The organism is Streptomyces sp. NPDC048420, assembly GCF_040651535.1.
Lineage (GTDB): Bacteria > Actinomycetota > Actinomycetes > Streptomycetales > Streptomycetaceae > Streptomyces.
Genome location: NZ_JBEZKG010000030.1, coordinates 25,433 through 51,275 on the forward strand (window position 1 = coordinate 25,433; position 25,843 = coordinate 51,275).

At 68.9% G+C, this 25,843-nt stretch carries 18 protein-coding genes and 3 tRNA genes; 13 read left to right on the forward strand and 8 right to left on the reverse strand.

The genetic code is table 11. The features are described from left to right. Window positions 1–18: 18 nt before the first annotated feature. Window positions 19–1,056, reverse strand: a complete 1,038-nt coding sequence (locus tag AB0D34_RS39435) for a phenylacetaldoxime dehydratase family protein (protein ID WP_362671046.1) — start codon at window positions 1,054–1,056, stop codon at window positions 19–21. Between the two features lie 246 nt (window positions 1,057–1,302). Between AB0D34_RS39435 and AB0D34_RS39440 the strand changes: the two genes are divergently transcribed. Beyond that, window positions 1,303–2,292 carry a helix-turn-helix domain-containing protein gene (locus AB0D34_RS39440; protein ID WP_362671048.1) on the forward strand — a complete coding sequence of 330 codons (990 nt, stop codon included), beginning with the start codon at window positions 1,303–1,305 and terminating at the stop codon, window positions 2,290–2,292. 690 nt (window positions 2,293–2,982) lie between these two features. Here the strand turns inward: AB0D34_RS39440 and AB0D34_RS39445 are convergent. Both AB0D34_RS39445 and AB0D34_RS39450 read right to left on the reverse strand, forming a co-directional pair. Next, on the reverse strand, window positions 2,983–3,321 hold the full coding sequence (locus AB0D34_RS39445; protein WP_362671050.1) for an XRE family transcriptional regulator: 339 nt from the start codon (window positions 3,319–3,321) through the stop codon (window positions 2,983–2,985). Next, the gene (locus AB0D34_RS39450) at window positions 3,318–3,710 is read right to left on the reverse strand and encodes a type II toxin-antitoxin system RelE/ParE family toxin (protein WP_362671164.1); all 393 of its coding nucleotides are present in this window, start codon (window positions 3,708–3,710) and stop codon (window positions 3,318–3,320) included. The genes AB0D34_RS39445 and AB0D34_RS39450 overlap by 4 nt, the downstream gene beginning before the upstream one ends. Before the next feature lie 793 nt (window positions 3,711–4,503). Here AB0D34_RS39450 and AB0D34_RS39455 point away from each other — a divergent pair. The 8 genes from AB0D34_RS39455 to AB0D34_RS39490 all read left to right on the forward strand — a co-directional run bounded on the left by AB0D34_RS39455 (window position 4,504) and on the right by AB0D34_RS39490 (window position 15,226). Continuing rightward, window positions 4,504–5,409 carry an NADP-dependent oxidoreductase gene (locus AB0D34_RS39455; RefSeq protein ID WP_362671052.1) on the forward strand — a complete coding sequence of 302 codons (906 nt, stop codon included), beginning with the start codon at window positions 4,504–4,506 and terminating at the stop codon, window positions 5,407–5,409. Window positions 5,410–5,483: 74 nt separating this feature from the next. Then, window positions 5,484–6,545, forward strand: a complete 1,062-nt coding sequence (locus tag AB0D34_RS39460) for an alkene reductase (RefSeq protein ID WP_362671054.1) — start codon at window positions 5,484–5,486, stop codon at window positions 6,543–6,545. 11 nt (window positions 6,546–6,556) lie between these two features. Further along, a complete protein-coding gene (locus tag AB0D34_RS39465) occupies window positions 6,557–7,036 on the forward strand; it encodes a MarR family winged helix-turn-helix transcriptional regulator (protein WP_362671056.1) in 480 nt (159 codons plus the stop codon). A gap of 368 nt (window positions 7,037–7,404) precedes the next feature. After that, on the forward strand, window positions 7,405–8,313 hold the full coding sequence (locus AB0D34_RS39470; protein ID WP_362671058.1) for an SDR family oxidoreductase: 909 nt from the start codon (window positions 7,405–7,407) through the stop codon (window positions 8,311–8,313). Between the two features lie 1,351 nt (window positions 8,314–9,664). Next, window positions 9,665–10,546, forward strand: coding sequence for a LysR family transcriptional regulator (locus tag AB0D34_RS39475; protein ID WP_362671060.1), 882 nt, complete (start codon window positions 9,665–9,667; stop codon window positions 10,544–10,546). Window positions 10,547–10,908: 362 nt separating this feature from the next. Then, window positions 10,909–13,212, forward strand: coding sequence for an arylsulfatase (locus AB0D34_RS39480; RefSeq protein WP_362671062.1), 2,304 nt, complete (start codon window positions 10,909–10,911; stop codon window positions 13,210–13,212). A gap of 83 nt (window positions 13,213–13,295) precedes the next feature. Then, window positions 13,296–14,099, forward strand: coding sequence for a formylglycine-generating enzyme family protein (locus tag AB0D34_RS39485; protein WP_362671063.1), 804 nt, complete (start codon window positions 13,296–13,298; stop codon window positions 14,097–14,099). 155 nt (window positions 14,100–14,254) lie between these two features. Continuing rightward, window positions 14,255–15,226: an ABC transporter substrate-binding protein gene (locus tag AB0D34_RS39490; RefSeq protein WP_362671065.1), complete on the forward strand. Its 972-nt coding sequence runs from the start codon at window positions 14,255–14,257 to the stop codon at window positions 15,224–15,226. An 842-nt stretch (window positions 15,227–16,068) separates the two neighbouring features. Here the strand turns inward: AB0D34_RS39490 and AB0D34_RS39495 are convergent. The 3 genes from AB0D34_RS39495 to AB0D34_RS39505 all read right to left on the reverse strand — a co-directional run bounded on the left by AB0D34_RS39495 (window position 16,069) and on the right by AB0D34_RS39505 (window position 16,461). Then, window positions 16,069–16,142 (reverse strand) — tRNA-Ile (locus AB0D34_RS39495). A gap of 167 nt (window positions 16,143–16,309) precedes the next feature. Further along, a tRNA-Asn gene (locus AB0D34_RS39500) sits at window positions 16,310–16,382 on the reverse strand. A 6-nt stretch (window positions 16,383–16,388) separates the two neighbouring features. After that, window positions 16,389–16,461: transfer RNA gene (locus AB0D34_RS39505), tRNA-Asn, on the reverse strand. 156 nt (window positions 16,462–16,617) lie between these two features. Here AB0D34_RS39505 and AB0D34_RS39510 point away from each other — a divergent pair. The 4 genes from AB0D34_RS39510 (at window position 16,618) to AB0D34_RS39525 (ending at window position 22,322) form a co-directional block, all read left to right on the forward strand. After that, window positions 16,618–16,923, forward strand: a complete 306-nt coding sequence (locus AB0D34_RS39510; protein ID WP_362671068.1) for a YtxH domain-containing protein — start codon at window positions 16,618–16,620, stop codon at window positions 16,921–16,923. Window positions 16,924–17,040: 117 nt separating this feature from the next. Beyond that, window positions 17,041–18,492, forward strand: coding sequence for an FGGY family carbohydrate kinase (locus AB0D34_RS39515; RefSeq protein ID WP_362671070.1), 1,452 nt, complete (start codon window positions 17,041–17,043; stop codon window positions 18,490–18,492). A 168-nt stretch (window positions 18,493–18,660) separates the two neighbouring features. Further along, window positions 18,661–20,394, forward strand: coding sequence for an ABC transporter ATP-binding protein (locus AB0D34_RS39520; protein WP_362671072.1), 1,734 nt, complete (start codon window positions 18,661–18,663; stop codon window positions 20,392–20,394). Further along, window positions 20,394–22,322, forward strand: coding sequence for an ABC transporter ATP-binding protein (locus AB0D34_RS39525; protein WP_362671075.1), 1,929 nt, complete (start codon window positions 20,394–20,396; stop codon window positions 22,320–22,322). Before AB0D34_RS39520 ends, AB0D34_RS39525 begins: the two co-directional genes overlap by 1 nt. Window positions 22,323–22,353: 31 nt before the next feature. Here AB0D34_RS39525 and AB0D34_RS39530 read toward each other — a convergent pair whose 3' ends face one another. Both AB0D34_RS39530 and dnaG read right to left on the reverse strand, forming a co-directional pair. Further along, window positions 22,354–23,655, reverse strand: a complete 1,302-nt coding sequence (locus AB0D34_RS39530) for an RNA polymerase sigma factor (protein WP_362671077.1) — start codon at window positions 23,653–23,655, stop codon at window positions 22,354–22,356. Between the two features lie 258 nt (window positions 23,656–23,913). Further along, window positions 23,914–25,821 (reverse strand): DNA primase, encoded by a 1,908-nt coding sequence (gene dnaG, locus AB0D34_RS39535; RefSeq protein ID WP_362671079.1) that lies wholly within the window; start codon window positions 25,819–25,821, stop codon window positions 23,914–23,916. Between the last annotated feature and the right edge of the window lie 22 nt (window positions 25,822–25,843).

Below are 25,843 nucleotides of genomic sequence, written 5' to 3' on the forward strand. Positions count from 1 at the left end.
GTACGGTGCCGGCTGTCGTCAGGCGGTGACGGTGCTGTGGTGGTGGGTGGCGAGCGGCAGGAAGCCTGTTCTCGCATGGCAGTTGACGTATTCGGTGGTGACTGAGCCGCCGGGCAGGACCGACACCTCGTGCCAGAACGCGACGTCGAGGGGCCCTTCGCCGCCTGAGACCATCTGGAAGAAGCTGGCGTAGATCTCCAGGTGGGTGCGGTGGGAGCGGCACCAGGTCAGGAGGTGGTCGAGCGAGGCGAACCAGGCGACGGTGCAGGCGCGCTGCAGTGGTGAGCCGACGTGTGACTGCTCGTCAAGGTTGCGGGCCGCAATGCAGCCCGAGTCGGGGTTCGCGGCGAGGAAGTCGACCCCGCGGTCCTTGACCGGCTTGACGTCCGCCAGATACTTCTCGCGGTACAGGGTGCTGGCGGACCAGTCCTGCGCGGTGCGGATGAGCGCGACGTTGCCGGGCACCTCGACGGTGAGCCGCCGGCCGAGGGTGTCGTCTTCCTGGGCGGGCCGGGGCTCGAACACCGGCAGTGCGGGCTCCAGCGCCTCGACGGCCGAGGCATCGATGCGATCGCGGGCGGCGCCCCAGTAGTCGTGCACCGGGGTTTCGGGCAGGTCGACCGCCTCGTACCGGGACAGGCCGCTGGTGGCGTAGTCCTCGCGGCGGTGGGTGTGCAGGGTCTCGTTGCGCTCGGCCGGGATGACGCACACCTCCCGCCAGTGGCCGACCGGGCCGTCGGCGGGCAGCTGGTCCCATGCCGAGCGCACGGACTCGGACTGCTGCCACCGGTCGTACGTCTGCGGATCGAACCAGTAGGCCAGCCACACCACGTTGTGGGCGCCGGCGCTGTCGACGAATGACCCGCGGTCCAGTACGTCCGGCCGGTGCGCTCCGGTGAACAGCTCCGCGAGCGCGGCGGTCCCCTCCGCCGCCTGGTCTGCCGCCCTCGCCTGGCAGGCGTACTGGGCGAACACGAACGCGTCCGTGCCTTTCGGCAGACGCGAGCTGTACGCGGGGAAGCGCGGGGTGTGTCCGGGCGGTCCGGTTCTGGGCATGGTCTCCTCCGACGGCCGGTGTTCAGGCGGGATGGAGGCTGAGGCTAGGCCGGGCATGTGGCCGGATTTGACCGCTCGCGACCGACGACTTGACCGATTGCGACGCATCGCGGCTTCCGCTGTGACACGCCGTGCCTTCCGCCGTGGCCGGATCTGCGCGCAGGAGCATCGATACGCGTGCGTAACGCGCCACGGGTGTCCGCCTGGCTACAGTGCAGGCACTGCACCTGCGACAGAGGAGGCGTTGTGGCCGTCGTCCTCTCCACGGATTCCGTACCGCCCAGCGAGCGGCTGGCCTACTGGCACGACGCGGTGTGGCGCACTTTCGTGCCACTCGACGTCACCGCTCCCAAGGACGAGCCCTTCTCAGGAGCGGTCACCACGGAGCGACTCGGGTGCCTGCAGATCTCCACGGTCGACGCCGACCGGGAGCTGGTCCGGCGCAGCAGACGCCTGATCGCGGAGTCCTCCGACGACTACATGCTCGTGGGCCTGCAGACCTGTGGCTCCGGCGTCGTCGTCCAGGATGAGCGGAGCGCCCCGTTGAGTCCGGGCCAGTTCGCCTTCTACGACACGACCCGACCGTACACGCTCCACTTTCCGAGCCGTTTCGAGATGGTGGTCTTCCAGATGCCCCGGCAGTCGCTCGGATTGCCGGAATCGGACCTGCGGCGCATCACCGGCGTAACGATCGGCCCCGAGCAGGGACTGGCCTCCATGGTCGCACCGTTCCTGTCGAAGCTGACCGCCGAGGCCGCGACCTGCCGCCCTGAGGTCGCAGAACTGCTGGCCCGCAACGTGACGGATCTGCTCAGCACCGTCATCACCGAACAGCTCGGCCGCGACCTTGCCGGAACGGACGCCGCCCAGCACACCCTGCTGTTGCGTATCCGCACCTTCATCGACGCCCACCTCACGGACGCGGACCTCTCGGCCGAGACGATCGCCGCCGCCCACCACATCTCCGTACGCCACCTGCAGCGCCTCTTCCAGGCGCAGGGAGCCACGGTGAGCGGATGGATCCGTGGTCGTCGTCTTGAGGAATGCCGCCGGGAACTCGGCCGCTCGCGTCGGAGCAGGCCTGCGGTTGCCGCCGTCGCACACCGGTGGGGTTTCCTCAGCGCGGCCCACTTCAGCCGGGCGTTCCGTACCGCCTACGGGATGTCCCCGCGGGAGTGGCAGGCCCTGGCAGACCGGACGTCTGCCCTTTCGGGAGATCCTTCCTCGCCTGCATGACCGAGGTGCCGCTGCTCGAGAAGAGCGACGACTCGCCGATCGTGAATGTCAGGCGTGGCCTCGGATGGGCTCCGATGACCTGCGTCCCATCAGCGTCCCATCTTCGGCGTCCGCCCGCTTGCCCAGCCCCACGTGCGACAGCTTGCCCCAGCAGAGGGCTGATACGTCTGTGCAGGTCAGAGCTTTTCCAACCAACGCCGATGATAAGGGCGTTGAACTGGCGAGCAGCGGATTCAGTCCGTTGGCCCAAAGTCCTGAATCCGCACGCCCGCTGAGACGTTTCCGCAGGTCACAGACCTGCACAGGTGGGGCGGGTGGGACTCGAACCCACGGCCGGCGGATTATGAGTCCATTGGGGATCTTGGCGGTCCTTGCCGATCAGTGCCGATTCACGCCGTTCTTGCAGGTCAGACGTGCTGATCCGTGTCAGCCCTTTGCAGTGCTTGTCGGTCTGTTCCTGTCCTTGTGGCCCCTCAATGGCCCCTGGGGGTCGATGAGTCGGACGCTTAGCACAGCAGCAGTCGCGTCCGCTCAGCACAGCCGAGGGGCTGAAACCCTTCGCACAGCGGAGTCTCTTATCGGCGCAATGATGCTCCATCCCAGGTCCGGGGTGGAGCATCATCCCTGACGTCAGATGCAATCCCGTCCACCGGACTGCGCATCGACCTGGGTAGCGGCGCGCCGCTCGGGTCAGCCGAGTACGTAGCTCTCATCGCCGAAATCAGCGACGATCTTCAACTTGCCGCCGAGCGCCTTGACGTAGGCAGCGAGGGTGTCGACCTCGCTGCGCTCCAGTTGGCCCTTCTCGATGCGCGAGACGCGGGCCTGGGTGACGCCCATGGCTTCGGCAACCTGGACCTGTGTGGTGCGCTGCCGCTTCCGCAACTCGGCGAGGCGGTGCACACGGGAGGCCAGGACCATCGCCTGCGCCCCCCTCTGGATCTGATCCTTCTCGGCATCGGTGAAGGCGAAATCCTCGGCCAGGTCTCCCCAGGAGACGGCCTGCGGGTCCTTGAGGTGATCAGTCATCGTGCCCCGTCCTCTCCATCGATTCGCTTCAGATGCTCCGCGTACGCCTGTTCCGCCTGGGGTACCGCGACGCGGTACCAGCCGGGCCAGTTGCCTGCCTTGTCACCACCGACCAGGATCACGGCCTGGCGGTCCGGATCGAACACGAACAACAACCGCACTTCCGTGGCCCCGGCCGAGCCGGGGCGGAGTTCCTTGAGGTTCGACAGCACTGAGCCCTTGATCGTGTCCACCAGAGGCCGACCCAGCGCGGGGCCTTCCTCCTGAAGGGCAGCGACAGCCTGGCTGACCTGAATCAGCGTGTCACGGTCGGTACGGCGCAGGCCGTGCAGCCACGAAAGAGCCGGCTCGACCACGACGATCTTCCAAGCCATGCACGCGTCCTCCATCTGCACTTTATTACACTCGCAGCATACACCACTGGTGTCATATTGGAGAGGGAGCCGTTCTCGCAGTGCGGACGTCCGCCGCTGATCCGGCACGCCAGCGATCGCATCCTGCCCAACGACATCAAAGGACCACCGTTCTGGCGCCGCCGCCTGCCGAGTACGCGGCGATCAAGGGTGTACGAGCTGCCGTGGGCTGACGCCGAGAGGTCAGCGACGCGCCGCCCCCCTTCCCGGCCGAGGAGCCGTTCAGGCGCTCGGCCACGTGCTCCGCAAGAAGGGCAACCCGAGTTCCGTCAGCTACCGAAGGGCGAAGCCTGGTGGCCTGTGAGGTCATCGCGCAAGCACAGGAAGCGGACGGGTGGCGGTACCGACCCTGAACGACTGCTCATCGACAGGGAACTCCGCCACCAGGTCGGGCCGCACAGAGCGTCACGCTCCCGTCTGGAGCAGGCGAACACCGAGCTGTTGGCGTGACTGGAGGAGGGACGCGGAGCTGGAGGCTACCCGCGGGGCCTACCACGAGCCGACCCGGGCCCGAACCAGAGGAAACCGCAGACCGCCAAGGGCCGGTCGGCCCGACCGTCCAGCCTCCAGTCGAGGTAGCCCTTGACTACGGAAGGCGCGCTCCGGCGGAGCGCCTCCCGCTTCGACCACCGCCCCGAGGAGACCTATGCGACCGCGGCCGATCTTGCGCAGCCCGAGCGACAGCAAATACTTGGCTAGCCACATGGTTGCTGTTACGTTGATTATGTGTCCAGCCACCTAAATGGGTGGTGACACGAGAGGAGCCGTCATGAAAGCCATCCTGTTCGACCGTTTCGGCGGCACGGAAGTGCTGCACGAGGCGGACATCGAAGTCCCGCAGCCCGGCCCCGGGCAGATTCGCGTCCGCGTCAAGGCGGCCGGACTGAACGCGCTGGACGGCAAGATCCGCTCCGGAGCGATGCAGGCCGCGTTCCCCACGCCGCTCCCCGCCGTACCCGGTGCCGAGCTCGCCGGCGTTGTGGACGCCCTGGGTGAGGGCGTGCAGGACGTACAGGTGGGTGACGAGGTGCTGGGCTGGTCGGACACCGGCTCGTACGCCCAGTACGCGCTGACCACCAGTGTGGCCCTCAAGCCCGCCGGCCTCGACTGGCAGCACGCGGTCGCGCTGCCGGTGGCGGGCGAGACGGCCGAGCGGGTCCTGGACCTGCTGGGCGTCACCGCCGGGGAGACCGTACTGATGCACGGCGCGGCCGGAGCGGTCGGCACCCTGGCGGTCCAGCTCGCCACTGCCCGCGGAGCGCGCGTCATCGCCACCGCCGGCCACGCCAACCAGGACTACCTCACCTCGCTCGGCGCCACCGCGACCCTCTATGGCGAGGGCCTGGTCGATCGGGTCCGGGCGCTCGCCCCCGCCGGCGTGGACGCGGTGTTCGACCTGGCCGGGAAGGGAGCCCTGGAGGACTCCATCGCCCTGCGCGGCGGCACCGGGCGCATCGTCACCATCGCCGACTTCCGCGCGCACCAGCTCGGCGTCACCTTCTCCACCGGTGGCCAGGAACGCTCGGCCGCCCGCCTGGCCGCGCTGGCACAGGACGCCGCGACCGGCAAGGTCGTCACCACCGTCACCGCCTACCCCCTCAAGCGGGCCGCCACAGCCCAGCAGGTCAGCGACGCCGGGCATGGCCGGGGCAAGCTCGTCCTCACCCTCGACTGATCACGCCCGCCTTTCCCTCTTGTTCTGCCTTGTTCTGCTCATCACCTGGCCGTCATCGCACCGAAGGACCACTCATGCTGAACGCCCTGTGGACACCGACCACCGTCGGCGACATCTCACTCCCGCACCGCCTGGTCATGGCCCCCATGACCCGTGACCGCTCCACCCCCGAAGGCGTACCGACCGAGCTGAACGCCGAGTACTACGCTCAGCGGGCCTCGCACGCGCTCATCATCACCGAGGGGACCCAGCCCAACGCCGACGGCCAGGGATACCTCCTCACCCCCGGCATCCACAATGACGATCAGATCGCCGGGTGGCGCACGGTCACCGACGCCGTGCACGCGGCCGACGGCCGGATCGTCATCCAGCTGATGCACACCGGACGCATCTCCCACCCTGACAACACCCCGCACGGCCGTCAGCCGGTCGCCCCTTCGGCGGTCCAGCCGCAGGGCGCGATGTTCACCGCGTCCGGGCCCCAGGAGATGCCGACGCCCCGTGCGCTGTCGACGCAGGAGGTCGTGGCGACCGTCGACGACTTCCGCCGCGCCGCGGCGGCCGCTGTCGCGGCAGGCGCCGACGGCGTGGAGATCCACGGCGCCAACGGCTACCTCGTGCACCAGTTCCTGTCCGACAACACCAACCAGCGCACCGACCAGTACGGCGGCTCCATCGAGGGCCGCATCCGCTTCGCCGTCGAGGTCGCCACCGCCGTGGCCGAGGAGATCGGCGCCGACCGCACCGGCCTGCGCATCTCCCCCGGCAACCCCTACAACGACATCGCCGAGTCCGACACCGCCGAGCTGTATCCGGCGCTCCTGCGCGCCCTCAGCCCGCTCGGCCTCGCCTACCTCCACGTGATGCACGCGGGCGACGAGGAGCTGCTGGGCACCCTGCGCGCGCTGTGGCCGACCACGCTGATCCTCAACCGGGCCGGCACCGACCTGCCCACCCGCGCCAAGGACATCGACCACGGCACGGCCGACCTCGTCTCCGTCGGCGCCCTCGCGCTCGCCAACCCGGACCTGGTCGAGCGGCTACGCTCTGACGCGCCGCTGAACACCCCCGACCCGGCGACCTTCTACGGCGGCGGAGTGGCCGGCTACACCGACTACCCCACCCACACCGTCTGAGGAACCGCACCATGCCCGCCTCCACCCACCGCACCCCCTCTACGGCCGGCGAGGGGCCGATGAGCTACGCGATCTTCCAGCTCGCCCGCGCTCACCGCGCCCGCGCCGCCGCCATGCTCCGCGAGATGGACCTGCATCCCGGACAGGAACTACTGCTGATGCAACTCCTCGACCGGGACGGCCAGACCCAGTCCGAACTGCTCGAAAGCGTCGGCCTGGACCACTCCACCGTCTCCAAGTCCCTGCGCCGCATGCAGGACGCCGGCCTGCTCGTGCGCGAGTCGGCCGCGCACGACCGGCGCGTCATGGTCGTCCACCTCACCGACAAGGGCCGTGCCATGCGCGAGCCCCTGGCAGCCATGTGGCGGGCCCTGGAGGAGACCTCCGCGGTGAACCTGTCGGCGCAGCAGGCAGAGTCCTTCGTCCGCACCGCCTACGCCATCGCCGACGCGATCAACGGCCGCGCTGTTCCGCAGGAAGAATCCGAGTAACTCCCCTCGGCCTGCACCCCGGTTCCGGCCTGGAGTGCGCTTCGTTTCCGGCGTTCCTGCGAAGTGGACAGTGCTGCAGCGCACTCGGCTCATTCAGACCCGTGCTGAACGGAGCCAGACGCCCAGCTGTCGGAAGAAGCCCCCCGCTCACCCCCGTATGCCAGGGAGAACGGCGCTGAGCGGGGCCTCAACATCCGAGGCAAGCGCGAGCCGTCCCGGTGGAGACAGGACGGAACCCATCCAGGGCGCCACCCCCGCGGGGACGGGGAGCCCTTCCCTGCCGCTGGCCGGCCGGCCGCACATCGAGGGCACCACTGCCTCGCTCACCTAATTCCCCCACTACTGACCTGATGGAAAGTGAGACCCCCGTGACCACCACACTCCCCGTCCTCGTCGTCGGCGCGACAGGCTCCCTCGGGGGCAAGGTCGTCGACGAACTGCTGGGGCGCGGTAAGAACGTCCGCGCTCTGGTCCGGCCGACCACCGACGCGAGCAGGCTCGAAAGCCAGGGTGTCGAGATCGCCCGCGGCGACATGCTCGACCTCGACTCGCTCGTCGCCGCCATGAACGGTGTCGATGCCGTCATCACCACCGCTGCCGGCTACACCCGCGGCGGCAAGAACGCGCACGACATCGACACCGTCGGCAACGCCAACCTCGCCGAGGCCGCCCACCGCACCGGCATCCGGCGATTCGTCCTGACCAGCATTCTCACCAGCGACCAGACGCCCCATGTCCCGCACTTCTGGCACAAGAAGATCGCCGAGGACAAGCTCGAACAGCTCGGCGTCCCGTTCCTCGCACTGCGCCCGGGAGCCTTCCTCGACCAGATCGCGACCATGGCGGGCAACCCGATCGACAAGGGCCGCCTGACATGGATCGGCAAGACCACCGTCCCGCTGACCTTCGTCCACACCTCCGACCTCGCGGCGTACCTGGCGGCCGCCGTCGACGCCGAGGCAGACAACGGTGAGCGCATCGACATCGGCTGGGACCGTCCGGTCAGCATGCGCGAGATGGCCGACCTGATGGGCAGCCGAGCCGGAAAGAAGATCAAGGTGTGGGCCGTCCCCTCCACCGTCGCCCGCGCCGCAAGAGCCGCCGCCGGCCGCTTCATGCCCCTGGTCAAGGACATGGCCGCGATGTTCGGCTGGTTCGACAGCGGCCGCTACGTCGCCGACCCCCGCCGCCAGGAGCAACTGTTCGGCCCCGTGCCCACCGCCGAGGACGTCCTCGGCCGATACACCGACGAGATGGGCGTGGCGCAGCACCAGTGACGGGCCCGCATGCCGTCCGGCCGCCCGGGCGGGGCCAACCGGTGAGTGGGAGGAACCGTTCTGACAGCTCGCCGTACATTCCTGTCGCACCCGGAACGGGACCTGCCGGGCCTACTCCAGCCGGGCTTCACCTGAACTGGCAAAACCACGGCACGTGCTGCGGTGGCAGCGGTTCCTGACAGCCAGGAGTTCTCCAGGAGAGCGACTGTGGCGCGAGGCCAGCCGAGAGGGTCGAGTGACTCATCGGGGCCGTTTCTCTTCCGGGCCGTTTCCTTGCCCCTCGGCCATCGCCGGGGCACTTCCTCAGCAGCGACAGGTTTTCCACAGCACAGACGGCAGCCGACGTCGCCCTACCGCGTCGCGCCGGTATCAGCAGTGCCTCCGCCGCCGACCCGGCACTCGACCGTCCGCGCGGTGGACGGCGGCCCATGCCGCGGAACCAGGAAACGGGACAACGAAATCGGCCCGGAGACACCGTCGCCCGGACACGGCCGCGCCGTCCCGGCCCCTGCACGGCCCCTGGGTCTTGGCATCGACCTTCAGGGCAGTCGTCCGGATGGCGGGCGGAAACCTCGATCAACCTCTCCGCCGCAGGTCAGATGGGTTACAGCTCCGCCGGCCACCGCCGGACTCCAAACCCATGGGCAGCGGATTCATTCCGTTCAGGCGAAGTTGACGATCCGACAGGACAAAATGAACGTTTCCGCAGGTCAGGGACCTGTACAGGTGGGGCGGGTGGGACTCGAACCCACGGCCGGCGGATTATGAGTCCATTGAGGATCTTGGCGGCCCTTGCCGATCAATGCTCATCTTTGCCGTCTTACCAGGTCAGGCGCGCTGATCCGTGTCAGTCCTGTGTGGTGCTTGCCGATGTGTTCCTGTCCTTGTGGCCCCTGTTCGGCCCCTGCGCGTCTTTGAGGGTGGGTTCGAACTCGCGACAGCCAGCGCCCATCCAGCTCGGCGAGAGGGCCGAAATCCCGCGCAGCGGATACCCCTTCCGCCGGTCGCGAGGTGGTGGCCCTCGTGGGCTCCTGCATGCTCACAGGAGCGTGGTCGGCGGCGCCTCTTTGGCACACGTCGCCATGCCGACGTCAGTGGTCCTGCCGCCAGGGCGGTCTCCAGGGTGCCGGCCGACGGTACGAACGATGCCGTCGTTGCCGCGCCGCGCGAGTTCCTGGTGCCGCGCCCACTCCACGAGGGGGCACCGGAGCTGGTGAGGTCGCCCGGGTGTGCGCACCGACTACAGGCGCTGCAATGCCGTACGCGGCAGCGCGTGCCGCAAGCGGTCGCACCTGCGGTCCCCGGACTCCGACCGACCGGTGATAGCGTTACCCGCAATTGACGGAGACCAATGGAACGACGACAGCTGGAATATTTCATCGCCGTGGTCGAGCACGGCGGATTCACGGCCGCGGCCATTGCACTCCATGTCGCACAGCCTTCACTGTCTCATGCGATCCGGACCTTGGAGCGCGAATTCGGCGGCAGCCTGTTTCACCGCCTCCCTCATGGCGTCGTACTCACCGCGGCCGGTGAGGCGCTGGTTCGGCCGGCGCAGCAAGTACTACGGGACCTGTCCACGGCCAGTTCTCTGGTACGTGAGGTCCTCGGGCTCAGCGGCGGCCGACTCGACATCGTTGCGCAGACGACCCTTTCGGTGGATCCGCTCGCCGGGATGCTGGGACGCTTTCATCGCGAGCATCCGAAGGTCTCCGTGCGGGTGGTCGACCCTGAACGGGGATCCGACGTGGCACACATGGTCTCGGCCGGCCAGTGCGAACTCGGCCTGGTGGACGCCTCGGTGACCACCGGGGACCTCCGCGGGATCGACCTGCCGGAGCAGGAGATGCACGTCGTGCTGCCCCCCGACCACCCGCACCCGGCGGGATCCACGATCACCTCGCGCGAACTGGCCGCGCTGGACCTGATCGTGACCCCACCAGGCACCGAAACACGGGTGGCCGTCGACGACCTGTGCACGGCGCTCGGCGTGCCACCGCGCATCGTGGTGGAGACCGCGCACCGCGCGATGATCGTGCCGCTGGTCCTGTCCGGCGTCGGCGCCTCGCTGCTGCCCGCCTCCATGGCCCAGGACGCCGCGCTGCGCGGGGCCCGGATGCTGTCCAACCGTCCCCGGCTGCTGCGCCACGGCCGGCTGGTGTGGCGCTCCGGCCCACTGTCGCCCGCCGCCCGGGCCTTCGTGGACATGGCGGCCTCGCCCGCCCCGGAATAACGGCCAGGAGTGGTCTCCTGCCGGTATAGACGTTTTCTATGGCCTTCATTCAAAACCGGTCCAGGGAGATTCAAGACACCCCGTTGACCGGCGTCGCCGGTCACTGACATTTTTGCCGCACAGCCCGCTCTCCGCTTTTGCAACGAGAGCACCGAGGCTGCGCAGGTCCAGTCTTATTACGCCGGAAATTCGTCCGGGAGACGACCGTGTGACATTTCCCCGGAGTACGTCGACGTGAGCTGTCGGGCTCTTTGCCGGATTTAGACTCGCCCGCTCGCCGCACCGGGAAGACAACGGAGAATCGGATGACTGAGTTCGGAGCCGGACGGCAAATCCTCCCACGGCCGGACACGCGCCGGCCCTTGACGACCGCGTTGGACGTCCACGACCAGGAGACCGCCTTCACCCCGATCGGTCCGGTCCCACCGCCGGAGGGTGCACCGAACGTGGTGATCGTGCTCGTCGACGACCTCGGGTTCGGCACCTCCAGCGCGTTCGGTGGTCCGTGTGAGATGCCGAGCGCGGAGCGGCTTGCCGACAACGGGCTGCGCTACACCCGCTTTCACGTGACGGCCTTGTGCTCGCCGACCCGGCAGGCCCTGCTGACCGGACGCAACCATCACTCGGTCGGCATGGGCGGTACCACCGAGATGACCACAGCGGCACCCGGGTACAACGGATTCCGGCCGCGCAGCGCGGCGACCATGGCCCAGATCCTGCAGGGCAACGGCTACAGCACGGCGGCCTTCGGCAAATGGCACCAGACTCCTCCGCGCGAGATCAGTGCGGTCGGGCCGTTCGACCGCTGGCCGACCGGGGAGGGGTTCGACACCTTCTACGGGTTCATGGGTGCCGAGATGAACCACTGGTACCCGTTGCTGTACCAGGGCACCGCCCCGGTCGAACCCGATCGGCGGCCCGAGGACGGGTATCACCTTTCCGAGGACCTCGTCGACCACGCCATCGACTGGGTGCGCACTCAGCGCACGCTGACCCCGGGCCGGCCGTTCTTCACCTACCTCGCGCTCGGTGCCGCGCACGCGCCCCTGCACGTCGGCCGGGAGTGGCAGGAGAAGTACCGCGGACGCTTCGACCACGGCTGGGACCATCAGCGCGAACAGACCCTGCGACGCCAGAAGGAACTCGGGGTCGTGCCCGCGGACACGGAACTCGCGAACTGGGCGGAAGGCGTTCCGCACTGGGAAGAGCTCACCGACAACCAGCGCCGACTGGCGGCCAGGTTCATGGAGACCTTCGCCGGGTTCACCGAACACGCCGACGTGCAGGTCGGCAGGTTCACCGACGCGCTGGAGGAACTCGGCGAGCTGGACAACACCCTCTTCCTCTACATCCTCGGTGACAACGGAGCTTCAGGCGAAGGCGGCATCGAAGGGACGATCGTCGAGCACCGGCTCGGACACGGGGTGGTGGACGACCCGGACGAGATGATCAAGCACCTCGATGAGATCGGCGGCCCGTACAGCTATCCGATCGCTCCGGCGGGTTGGGCCCTGGCGCTGAACACTCCCTACCAGTGGACCAAGCAGGTGGCCTCGCACTTCGGCGGCACCCGGGACGGCATGATCCTCCACTGGCCCAGGGGGGTCCCCGAGCGAGGCGGACTTCGTCACCAGTTCTCCCATGTGATCGATGTACTGCCGACGATTCTGGACTGCGTGGGGATCCCGGCGCCGTTCAGCGTCGACGGGGTGACACAGCAGCCCATCGAGGGGACGAGCATGTGGCGGACGCTCGCCGATCCCCAGGCGCCCGAGCACCGTCGTACGCAGTACTTCGAGATGTGTGGCAACCGGGGCATCTACCACGAGGGCTGGATGGCGGTCACCCGGCACGGCATCCCCTGGGAGATGGTGCCGGACAGGAACCGGCGTTTCGCCGACGACGTCTGGGAGCTCTACGACCTGACCCGCGACTGGAGTCAGGCGCACGACCTCGCCGCCGAGCACCCGGAGAGGCTGCGCAGCCTGCAGGACCTGTTCCTCATCGAAGCGGCGAAGTATCAGGTCTTCCCCCTGGACGACCGGGTCACCGAGCGGGAGAACCCAGCTGTGGCCGGACGTATCGATCTGCTCGGCGACCGGACGTCCGTGACCTATCGCGGTGGAATGCGCCGTTTCACGGAGGAGACCACACCCAACATCAAGAACCGCTCGCACAGCATCACCGCGGACATCGACGTGCCGCAGACGGTGGCCGAGGGCGTGCTCATCGCGCAGGGCGGCCGGTTCGGCGGCTGGTCGCTGTACTTCACCGGCGGCAAGCCGGCCTACGTCTACAACTACTTCGGGATGAGTCTGTACACCGTGCGCGGTGGCGAGCCCCTGCCGCCGGGACGGCACGAGGTCCGGGTGGAGTTCGACTACGACGGCGGAGGACTCGGCAAGGGCGGGACCGCCGTACTCATGGTCGACGGGGAGAAGCACGCCACCGGCCGGGTGGAGCGGACCATCCCGTACTACTTCTCCTTCGACGAGACGCTCGATGTCGGAGTGGACCTGAGTACCCCGGTGACCGACGACTATCCCGTCCTCGACAACGAGTTCACCGGGACCGTTCATGCGGTGCGCATCGACCTGGACGTCCGGACCACGGATTCCTCCGAGTTCGACGGTGGACTGCACCGGCGCGTCATGGGGGCCCAGTGAACTGCTGTACGCCGTCCGGCGGCCGGGCGGAGCGCCGACCGCCACCCACACAGGCCGTCGTCCGCCGGGCGACCACGGAGGGCATGGTGGCCGTTCCCGCCGGCGAGTTCCTCATGGGCAGCGAGGACGCGGTCGCCCAACCCGCCGATGGGGAAGGCCCGGTGCGGACGGTGCACGTCGAAGCCTTCTGGATGGACGCCTGCACGGTGTCGAACGCGCAGTTCGCGCGCTTCACCGCCGAAACCGGGTACCGCTCCTCCGCCGAGCGGATCGGCTGGTCGTTCGTCTTCGCCGGTCTGCTCCCGGACGACTTCCCGCCGACCCGGGGGGTCGTGGGTGCACCCTGGTGGCGCCAGGTCGAGGGTGCTGACTGGCGCCATCCCGACGGACCCCATTCCACCTGGGAGAGCCGAGTCGATCATCCGGTCGTCCATGTCGACTGGGACGACGCCCACGCCTACTGCACATGGGCCGGCAAACGCCTGCCCACCGAGGCGGAATGGGAACGCGCCGCCCGAGGTGGGCTGCGCGGAAAGGTGTTCCCCTGGGGCGACGAGTTCGAACCGGGCGGTCGCCCCCGGATGAACGTGTGGCAAGGCGACTTCCCGAACCGGCACCCAACAGCCGACGGCTGGTACGGCACCTGCCCGGTGAACGCCTTCGAGCCCAACGGCTTCGGTCTGCACAACGCCACCGGCAACGTCTGGGAATGGTGCGAGGACGCGTTCTCCCCCAGTCACGGCGGGCCGCAGCGCGTCACCAAAGGCGGCTCCTACCTGTGCCACGCGTCCTACTGCCGGCGCTACAGGGTCGCCGCAAGACAGGGCCTGCCTCCGGATTCGGCAACCGGCAACGTGGGGTTCCGGTGTGCTCTGGACGGTACTTGACCCCTGCATGGCGTCCCCACATGGCTTGATCCCCGGGGCCACCCGCACGTCACCGCCGGTCCGGTGGCGGGTCTGTTCACCGTACGGCTGAAAGTCGTGTTCGACTCGATCACTCAGGCAACGGCGCAGCCCGTCGCCGCACAAGGAGAAGGACCATGGCAAAGCAAGCAAGACAGTGGCGCGCGGGCTCGGCGGGCATAGCGGCCCTCTGCCTCACCCTCAGCGCCTGCGGTGGCGCGAAGGTCGGAGACAGCTCCGCCGGCGCGGACAGCGGTTCGGGCAAGTGCGGCAACTTCAACCTCGCGGTCAACCCATGGGTGGGCTACGAAGCGGACGCAGCGGTCGTCGGCTATGTCGCGGAGCACGAACTCGGTTGCAAGGTCGTCAAGAAGGACCTGAAGGCGGAGATCGGCTGGCAGGGGTTCGAGACGGGCCAGGTCGACGCCATCCTGGAGAACTGGGGACATGAGGATCTGGAGAAGAAGTACATCACCCAGCAGAAGACCGCCGTCAGCCTCGGCCAGACCGGCAACAAGGGCATCATCGGCTGGTACATCCCCCCGTGGCTCGCGAAGAAGTACCCCGACATCACCAACTGGAAGAACCTCAACAAGTACGCGTCCAAGTTCAAGACCTCCGAGTCCGGCGGCAAGGGCCAGCTGCTGGACGGCGACCCGTCGTACCAGACGAACGACGAGGCGCTGGCGAAGAACCTGAAGCTGGACTTCAAGGTGGTGTACGCGGGCAGCGAGACCGCGCTCATCCAGGCCTTCCGGGACGCCGAGCAGAACAAGAAATGGGTGATCGGCTACTTCTACGAGCCGCAGTGGTTCTTCTCCGAGGTGCCGCTGGTCCACGTCGAACTGCCCAAGCACACGCCGGGCTGTGACGCCGAGCCGGCGAAGGTCGCCTGCGACTATCCGGTGTTCGACCTCGACAAGATCGTCAGCACCCGGTTCGCGAAGTCCGGCAGCCCGGCCTATGACCTGGTGAAGAACTTCCGGTGGACCAATGACGACCAGAACACCGTGGCGAAGTACATCGCGTTGGACAAGATGTCGCCGGAGGCGGCGGCGAAGAAGTGGGTCGAAGCGAACCCCGACAAGGTCAAGGCATGGATCGGGTAGGTCAGGCCCAGTGACCGGCCCGCCGGGGGGCCGCAAGGTCGAGCGGCCGAACGGAACCGGCCAGATGATCCGGCTGACTCGGGACGCCGCCGGCCGGGCGGTGACGTCGCGCAACGACGACGGCGCGGTCACGTCCCTGCGCTACGACGAGATTCTGTCTGCTGGTCGATCCCGGCAGCAGGGGCACCTATGCCTACGACGCCGTGGGCAGGATCCTCACCGAGACCGGCGGCGGCCGGACCGTCGCCGGTGCATACGCCCCGCTGGGCCGACGGGTGCGGCGGACCACGCCCTCCGGCGCCATCTCACACCGGTCGTACGACTCCGCGCCTGCCCACCTCTCTTGTCACCGCAGGCGGTGAGCTGGCCTTCGGACACCCTCAGATGCCCGCTCCAGAACAGCCGGCAACGATTGCCGTGCGCTACCGGTTCGGTCCACCCCGCTCGCCGACGCAATGATCGCGGGGCGCGCATAGCGCCCAGACGCACCGGCATCCGCCAGGCCTGGTGCGCGCGGTACCCGACCAGACGCGCCGGGGACGACGATCTACCGCAAGACGAGAGGTGCCCTGGCTCTGGATCCCACACGCGCGACGCATTGGCGTCGTCCTGGCCCCTGTCCGGCCCCTGGATCTTGGCTCCGAGCCCCAGAGCAGCTGCCCCGGAGGCGGACAACAACCTTGATCACTTGCTCCACCGCAGGTCAGAGCCGTCAATGTGCTCACAAACGGAGCAGGATCCACGGAAACCGAACTTGCGAGCAGCGGATTCGGGTCCATAGCATCGAAGTTGGCGTCCGACACCTCACGCGGAACGTTTCCGCAGGTCACAGACCTGCACAGTGGGGCGGGTGGGACTCGAACCCACGGCCGGCGGATTATGAGTCCGCTGCTCTAACCGGCTGAGCTACCGCCCCATAGCGGCGTGTCGCGTACATGTGTGCGCGCCGTCTGCCGCAGCATAGCCGCTCATACGATCTCCTGCTCCGCAGGGGCGACTTCGCATGCCCTTGAGGACACCGCCGCGACCTGCACGGTTCCTCCGCACATGAAAAAGGACCCCGACGGGGTCCTCGATCATCTGCTCTCCCGACTGGACTCGAACCAGTAACCTGCCGGTTAACAGCCGGCTGCTCTGCCAATTGAGCTACGGAAGATCGAAGCTCCCCCGACTGGACTCGAACCAGTAACCTGCCGGTTAACAGCCGGCTGCTCTGCCAATTGAGCTACGGAGGAATGCCTCGTTGCATCGAACGTACCTCCCTGGGTATTCGCCAGGGGGCGGGCGCTCGCTGCGACACATACATTAGCGCAAGCTGGGGGGTGCTCCGCCAATCGGTTCCCCCGGCACCGACCGTCGCACCGGAGACCTACGCAAGAAGGGTGGCCACCATGCGCTACAAGCTCACGTTCGTGGTCGGACTGACTCTCGGTTACGTGCTGGGCACCCGTGCCGGGCGCGAGCGCTACGAGCAGTTGAAGAAGTCGGCACGGCAAGTCGCCCAGAACCCCGCCGTCCGCAACACCGCGGAGACGGCCGCCCAGCAGGGCCGCCAGTTCGCGGGGAAGGCGTACCACACGGTCAGCGACAAGGTCGGCGACCGGGTCCCGGAGTCGGTGACCCAGCGGGTCCGCTCACTCCGCGACCGCAACACGAACGGCGCACCAGAGGACGACTGGGGCACCAGCAACACATGAAATCGACGGTGACGAAGACCACCTAGGGGCGCGGGAAGCTTCGCGACCAGCCACAGTCCGCCCGCGCCGCCGGTCGCCGCGCAGCCCCCACGACGCTACGCCCATAGAATTTGCGCCATGGGGATAGTCGCCGGGTTGGACAGCTCACCCGATTTCACTCGCATCGTCGTCTGCGACGCGGACACCGGTGCCGTGCTCAAACAGGGGTACGCCCCGCACCCGGTCGAAGTCGCCGAAGGCAGCGGCCGGCCGTCCGACGTCGACCCCCAGGCCTGGCTGCTCTCGCTCGGTGAGGCCGCCGGCGGCGGTCTCCTCGAAGGCGTGCAGGCCATCGGCGTGTCGTCCCAGCAGAACGCCGTCGTGCCGCTCGACGCCCAGGGCAACACCGTCCGCCCCGCCATGGTCGGCGGCGACAAGCGCGCCCAGGTCGCCGCCGCCGACCTCGTCGACGCGCTCGGCGGACGCGAGGCGTGGGCCCAGGCGGTCGGGTGTGTGCCGCAGGCCGCGCAGCCCGTCACCAAGCTGCGCTGGCTGAACAAGACCGAGCCCGACGCCGCCCTGCGCACCGCCGTGCTCCTCCAGGCGCACGACTGGCTGGTGTGGCAGCTGCTGGGCCGGCCGGTCAGAAGGACCACCGACCGCGGCGGCGCCTCCGGGACCGGCTACTGGTCCGCCGCCACCGGCGCCTACCGGGGCGACCTCGTCGAGCTGGCCCTCGGCCACCAGGCGATGCTCCCCGAGGTGATCGGCCCCGCGGAAGCGGCCGGTACGACCCCGGAGGGGCTGCTGATCTCCGCCGGGACCGGGGAGACCATGGCCGCCGCCTTCGGGCTCGGCATCGGGCTCGGGGACGCCGTCGTCTCGCTGGGCGCGTCCGGCTCCGTGATGGCCGTCCACCCCGAGGCGCTCGTCGACAACACCGGGATGATCACCTCCCTGGCCGACGCGACCGGCATGCACCTGCCCGTCGTCACCACCCTGAACGCCGTACGGACCCTGCGCGGCGCCTCCGAGATGCTCGGCCTGACTGACCTGGAGAGCCTGTCCGAGCTGGCGATGAAGTCGACGCCGGGCGCCCACGGGCTCGTACTGCTGCCCTACCTGGAGGGCGAGCGGACGCCGAACCTGCCGCACACGGCGGGGACGCTGAGCGGCCTGCGGCGCGAGTCGATGAAGCCGGAGCACCTGGCGCGGGCCGCGTTCGAGGGCATGCTGTGCGGGCTCGCGGACGCGTTGGACGTGCTGCGCGGCCGGGGGGTCGAGGTGCGGCGGGTCTTCCTGCTGGGGGCCGCCGCCGAGCTGTCCGCCGTACAGGCCGCCGCGCCCGCGCTGTTCGGCGCGCAGGTCGTCGTGCCGCAGCCCGCGGACTACGCGGCGATCGGCGCCGCCCGGCAGGCGGCCTGGGCGCTCGGCGTGTCGCAGGGCACGCTCGACCCGCGTAACCCGCCGATGTGGCAGGGCCCGGCCGGGCAGGTCCTGGAGCCCGGCGAGGAGCTGGCGGTGGGGCAGGCGGTGCGGCAGCAGTACGTGTCCGTGCGGGAGCAGACCTATCCGGGGGCGTTCCGGTAGGCAGGCCGCGGAACATAAGAGTCCGGTAGGAGTCCGCGCCCACGAGGACCCATAGGGCCCTGCAAAGCACTGCTGTCGGCTTAATCGGTTGAGGTAACGCGGGTGGAGTGTCCGACGATAGGGGCCAGGGGCAACCAACCGCCCGTCGCCGACTCCGAGAGACGTAGCGTGCTCATACGACTTCTGCGGACCTATCTCAGGCCCTACAAGAAACCCATCACCATCCTGGTGCTGCTGCAGTTCCTGCAGACCTGCGCCACCCTCTACCTGCCCACGCTCAACGCGGACATCATCGACAACGGCGTCGTGAACGGGGATACCAGCTACATCCTCGGCTACGGCGCTCTGATGATCGGCATCTCGCTGGTGCAGGTGTTCTGCAACATCGGGGCCGTGTTCTACGGCGCCCGGACCGCCTCCGCGCTCGGCCGGGACATGCGGGCGGCGGTCTTCGACCGGGTGCAGTCGTTCTCGGCGCGCGAGGTCGGCCACTTCGGCGCGCCCACCCTGATCACCCGTACGACCAATGACGTCCAGCAGGTCCAGATGCTGGCCCTGATGACGTTCACGCTGTTGGTGTCGGCGCCCATCATGTGCGTGGGCGGCATCGTGCTGGCGCTCGGCCTGGACGTGCCGCTGTCCGGGGTGCTGGTGGCCGTGGTGCCGACGCTGGGCATCTGCGTGACGCTGATCGTACGGCGGCTGCGCCCGCTGTTCCGGTCCATGCAGGTACGTCTCGACACCGTGAACCGGGTGCTGCGCGAGCAGATCACCGGCAACCGGGTCATCCGGGCGTTCGTGCGCGACGCGTACGAGGAGGAGCGCTTCCGGAAGGCGAACACCGATCTGACGGAGATGTCCCTCAAGACCGGCAATCTGCTCGCGCTGATGTTCCCGGTCGTGATGACGACGGTGAACCTGTCCTCGATCGCGGTGGTGTGGTTCGGCGCGCACCGGATCGACAGCGGCGGGATGCAGATCGGCGATCTGACCGCGTTCCTCGCCTATCTGATGCAGATCGTCATGTCCGTGATGATGGCCACCTTCATGTTCATGATGGTGCCGCGCGCGGAGGTGTGCGCCGAGCGCATCCAGGAGGTCCTGGACACCTCGTCGAGCGTGGTTCCGCCGGTGGCGCCGGTCGTCGAGCTGCGGCGGCACGGACATCTGGAGATCCGGGGCGCGGGCTTCCGCTATCCGGGGGCGGAGGAGCCGGTGCTCAGGGCGATCGACCTGGTCGCCCGGCCCGGCGAGGTGACCGCCGTGATCGGGTCGACCGGCAGCGGCAAGTCCACGCTGCTCGGCCTGGTGCCCCGGCTGTTCGACGCGACCGACGGCGAGGTGCTCGTCGACGGCACCGAGGTGTCGACCATCGACCCGAAGCTGCTCGCGAAGACCGTCGGGCTCGTCCCGCAGAAGCCGTATCTCTTCGCCGGCACGGTCGCCACCAACCTGCGCTACGGCAATCCGGACGCCACCGACGAGGAACTGTGGCACGCGCTGGAGGTGGCGCAGGCCAAGGACTTCGTCGAGCGGCTGGAGAACGGGCTCGACTCCCCCATCGCGCAGGGCGGCACCAACGTCTCCGGTGGTCAGCGGCAGCGGCTCGCCATCGCGCGCACGCTGGTGCAACGACCGGAGATCTACCTCTTCGACGACTCCTTCTCGGCCCTCGACTACGCGACCGACGCGGCCCTTCGCGCGGCGCTCGCCGAGGAGACCGCGGAGGCGACCGTGGTGATCGTCGCCCAGCGGGTGGCCACCATCCGGGACGCCGACCGGATCGTCGTCCTCGACGAGGGCCATGTCGTCGGCACCGGCACCCACCGTGAGCTGATGGCGGACAACGAGACCTACCGGGAGATCGTGCTCTCCCAGCTGACGGAAGCGGAGGCTGCCTGATGGCCGGGCCCATGGGGCGCATGATGGCGGGCGGCGGTCCCGAGACCCGGTCGATCGACTTCAAGGTGTCCGGCAGGCGGCTGCTCGCCCAGTTCAAGCCGGAGCGGCTGACCCTCTACGCGATGCTGTTCTGCGTGGTGCTGAGCGTCGGCCTCAACGTGGTCGGGCCGAAGATCCTCGGCGAGGCCACCGACCTGGTGTTCGCGGGCATCATCGGACGGCAGATGCCCGCCGGGGCGAGCAAGGAAGAGGTTCTCGCGCAGATGCGGGCGCGCGGCGAGGGTCAGGTCGCCGACATGCTCCGCAGTACCGACTTCACGCCCGGCGAGGGCATCGACTTCACCGCCGTGGGGCATGTCCTGCTGTTCGCGGTCGGGGTGTTCCTCGTCGCCGGGCTGCTGATGGCGGTGGCGACCCGGCTGGTCAACCGGACCGTCAACCGCACGATGTTCCGGATGCGCGAGGACGTGCAGACCAAGCTGTCGCGGCTTCCGCTGTCGTACTTCGACAAGCGTCAGCGCGGCGAGGTCCTCTCCCGCGCGACCAACGACATCGACAACATCGGCCAGACCCTCCAGCAGTCGATGGGCCAGCTCATCAACTCGCTGCTCACCATCATCGGTGTGCTCGCGATGATGTTCTGGGTGTCCTGGCTGCTGGCGCTGGTCGCGCTGGTCACCGTGCCGCTGTCGTTCGTCGTCGCCACGCGCGTGGGCAAGCGCTCGCAGCCGCACTTCGTGCAGCAGTGGCGCTCCACGGGCAAGCTCAACGCCCACATCGAGGAGATGTACACCGGGCACACCCTGGTGAAGGTGTTCGGGCGCCAGGACGAGTCGGCCGCGCAGTTCGCCGAGCAGAACGAGGCGCTGTACGAGGCCGGGTTCAAGGCGCAGTTCAACAGCGGGGTCATGCAGCCGCTCATGATGTTCGTGTCGAACATCAACTACGTCCTGGTGGCGGTCGTGGGCGGCCTGCGGGTCGCGTCCGGCTCGCTGTCCATCGGTGACGTGCAGGCCTTCATCCAGTACTCCCGGCAGTTCTCGATGCCGCTGACGCAGGTCGCGTCGATGGCGAACCTCGTGCAGTCCGGTGTCGCCTCGGCCGAGCGGATCTTCGAACTCCTGGACGCGGAGGAGCAGGAGGCGGATCCGGAGATCTCGGAGCAGCCCGAGGAGCTGCGCGGACGGGTCGCCCTGGAGCACGTCTCCTTCCGGTACGACCCCGAGAAGCCGCTCATCGACGACCTCTCGCTGAAGGTCGAACCCGGGCACACGGTCGCGATCGTCGGTCCGACGGGAGCCGGCAAGACGACCCTGGTCAACCTGCTCATGCGGTTCTACGACGTCTCGGGCGGGCGGATCACCCTCGACGGCGTGGACATCGCGAGGATGTCCCGGGACGAGCTGCGGGCCGGCATCGGGATGGTCCTCCAGGACACCTGGCTGTTCGGCGGCACCATCGCGGAGAACATCGCGTACGGCGCCGCGCGCGAGGTCACCCGGGGCGAGATCGAGGAGGCGGCGCGGGCGGCCCACGCGGACCGGTTCATCCGGACCCTGCCCGAGGGCTACGACACCGTGATCGACGACGAGGGCAGCGGGGTGAGCGCCGGTGAGAAGCAGCTCATCACGATCGCCCGGGCGTTCCTGTCGGACCCGGTGATCCTGGTCCTCGACGAGGCGACCTCCTCGGTGGACACCCGTACCGAGGTGCTGATCCAGAAGGCCATGGCCAAACTGGCCCACGGCCGCACGTCGTTCGTGATCGCGCACCGGCTCTCGACGATCCGGGACGCGGACACGATCCTCGTCATGGAGAACGGCTCGATCGTCGAACAGGGCACCCACACCGACCTGTTGGAGGCGGACGGGGCGTACGCCCGCCTGTACAAGGCACAGTTCGCGCAGGCGGTGGCGGAGGTCGACTAGCGGGAAGGGGCCGTTGAGAAACGGCCCCCTCTCAGTCCAGGTAACCCCTCAGCTGATCCGCGAAGGCGTGGTCCCGCAGCTTGTTGAGCGTCTTGGACTCGATCTGCCGGATCCGCTCCCGCGTCACGCCGAAGATCCGCCCGATCTCCTCCAGCGTGCGCGGACGGCCGTCGGCCAGGCCGTACCGAAGCTGGACGACCTTGCGCTCACGCTCCCCCAGCGTCGACAGCACCGCCTCCAGGTGCTCCCTGAGCAGCAGGAACGCCGCCGACTCGACCGGTGAGGCCGCGTCGCCGTCCTCGATGAGGTCACCGAGGGCGACGTCGTCCTCCTCGCCCACCGGGGCGTGCAGGGACACCGGCTCCTGGGCCAGCCGCAGCACCTCGCTCACCCGCTCCGGCGCGAGATCGAGATGCGCGGCGACCTCTTCCGGCGTGGGTTCGTAGCCGCGTTCCTGCAGCATGCGGCGCTGGACGCGGACGACCCGGTTGATCAGCTCGACGACGTGGACCGGGACCCGGATCGTCCGGGCCTGGTCGGCGAGGGCCCGGGACATGGCCTGGCGGATCCACCAGGTGGCGTAGGTGGAGAACTTGTAGCCGCGGGCGTAGTCGAACTTCTCGACCGCCCGGATGAGGCCGAGGTTGCCTTCCTGGACCAGGTCGAGCATGGTCAGGCCGCGGCCGACGTAGCGTTTCGCGACGGAGACGACCAGGCGCAGGTTCGCCTCGATGAGACGGCGCTTGGCCATCCGGCCCAGGACCACCAGGCGGTCCAGGTCGAGCGCCAACTGGCTGTCCAGATCAGGGGTGTTGAGGAGCTTCTCCTCGGCGAACAGGCCGGCCTCGACCCGGCGGGCCAGTTCGACCTCCTCGGCCGCGGTGAGCAGCGGGATACGGCCGATCTCCCGCAGGTACTGACGGAACAGGTCCGAGGAAGGACCGCTGGTGTCCGCTCGGTGGCGGGCGGGTTCCACCGGTTCGGGGGCCTCGGCGGCCTCCAGGGCCTCCGCGGGCGGTTCGGCGGGCTCGGCCGGCGTGTCCGGCTCGGCCTCGGGATGGTGCACGACGCGGCTCTGCGGGGGCACCGCGACCAGTACGTCGGTCTCGGTGTCCGGCTCTGCCGTGTCGTCCGCACTGTTCTCGGTCTGTGTGAGGGTCTGGGTCTGCACGGGGGCGACCTCCAGGATGATCGCTGCCAAGGAGTGCGGCAGCGGTACTTCGGGGGCGGAGTCGGCGGCCTCGCCGCTGTCCGTCCCGTACGCGATGAGCGGAACCGCGGGGGTCTGGGACCCGTTGGGGACGGATCGGCCGCGCTCCGAGGACTCAGGCACCGGAACCCAGTGTGGAGTACGACACACAGCCGCCACGAGGGGCGTGCGGTGACTTTTTGAGTCCGGTCCGTGACCAGGTGGTTACCCTCCAGGAAAGTCCGGATGCCCACGCCCGTCCTGATCTGGCACGATCCGCGCGTCTCCGCTTTCTTTGCGGCCGCGTCGTTGGTGGACGCATCCCGTCGCGGCCGATGCTCACGCTCACGGGTTCCCGGTGCTACGGCGATCAGGCACGCGGCATCGGCCTTCGAAGGCCCCTCAGAGCGCCGCGGCTCCCTGCTCCCGCAGAGCCTGGCCGTACTGCTGCAACACCCACACCTCGTTCTGCACGGCGGCCAGATGGGCCGGGTCGCCGCCGGTGCCGAGGCGGATCAGGGTGCCCTGGATCTCCTGGATGCGGCGGTCGACGGCGCGGCGGCGGACGGTGACGAGCTGGTCGCCGGCGTAGTTCTCGTCCACCGTGCGCCGCATGATCGCCTCGACGGCCAGTTCCGTGACCATCGCGCGGACCGTGTCGTCGGGGGCGGCCTCGCGGACCCGGACCAGGTAGTCGTGCGCGTCCTGGATGCCGTACTCGGCGCCGCCCGCGTCCATGATGGCCTGGCGTACGGCCGCGTAGGGCGGCGCGGTGAACTCGTCGACGCCGTACGCGTCGAAGGCCGGGGAGACCAGCTCGGGGCGCTGGAGGGCGAGCTTGAGCAGTTCGCGCTCGGTGGCGTAGACGGGGTTGCGCAGGGTGAGGGCGGGGCCGGAGACGGCGGGGCGGTGGGCTCCGTCGTACGACGGCTGCTGCGGGCCGCGCCCTGAGGGGGCCGGGCCCCTGCCGCCGCGGTCGCGCGCCCAACGGGCCAGCTGAGCCACCCGCTTGACCACGAACTGGGTGTCGAGGATGCCGAGCATGCCGGCGAGCTGGACGGCGACCTCGTGCTGGGCGCCGCTGTTCTTGATGCGGGCGACGATCGGGGCGGCCTCGTCCAGGGCGGCCGCGCGGCCCGCCGGGGTGTCGAGGTCGTAGCGGACGACGATCTGGCGCAGCGCGAACTCGAAGAGCGGGGTGCGGGGTTCGACCAGGTCGGCCACCGCGTCGTCGCCCTTGGCGAGGCGCAGGTCGCAGGGGTCCATGCCGTCGGGGGCGATGGCGATGTAGGTCTCGGCGGCGAACTTCTGGTCGTCCTCGAAGGCGCGCAGGGCCGCCTTCTGGCCGGCCGCGTCGCCGTCGAAGGTGAAGATCACGCGGGCCGAGCCGTTGTCCATCAGCAGGCGGCGCAGGATCTTGATGTGGTCGCCGCCGAAGGCGGTGCCGCAGGTCGCGATGGCGGTCGTCACGCCGGCGAGGTGGCAGGCCATGACGTCGGTGTAGCCCTCGACGACGACCGCGCGGGACGCCTTGGCGATGTCCTTCTTCGCGAGGTCGATGCCGTAGAGGACCTGGGACTTCTTGTAGATCGCGGTCTCGGGCGTGTTGAGGTACTTCGGGCCGTTGTCGGCCTCGAAGAGCTTGCGTGCGCCGAAGCCGACGACCTCGCCGCCGATGTCGCGGATCGGCCACATCAGGCGGCCGCGGAAGCGGTCGATGGGGCCGCGGCGACCCTCCTGGGAGAGGCCGGAGAGGAGGAGTTCCTTGTCGGTGAAGCCCTTGCCGCGCAGATAGCGGGTGAGGTGGTCCCAGCCCTGGGGGCTGTAGCCGACGGAGAAGTGGCTGGCTGCGGCCTGGTCGAAGCCGCGCTCGGCGAGGAACTGACGGCCGGTGTCGGCCTCCGGGCTGGTGGCCAGCTGCTCCATGTACCAGTCGGCGGCGATCTTGTGGGCCTCGACCAGCCGGATCCGCTCGCCGCGCTGGTGGGCGGGGTTGTAGCCGCCCTCCTCGTAGCGCAGGGTGATGCCGGCCTGGGCGGCGAGCCGCTCGACCGCCTCGGAGAAGGTGAGGTGGTCGATCTTCATCACGAACGTGATGGTGTCGCCGCCCTCCTGGCAGCCGAAGCAGTGGAAGAACCCCTTGCTCGGACTGACCTGGAAGGACGGCGACTTCTCGTCATGGAACGGGCACAGGCCCTTGAGGTTGCCCCCGCCCGCGTTGCGCAGCTGGAGGTACTCGGACACCACGGCGTCGATCGGGACCGCGTCCCGTACCGCCTTCACGTCCTCGTCGTTGATCCGTCCTGCCACGTGGTGATTCTACGGGGGAGCG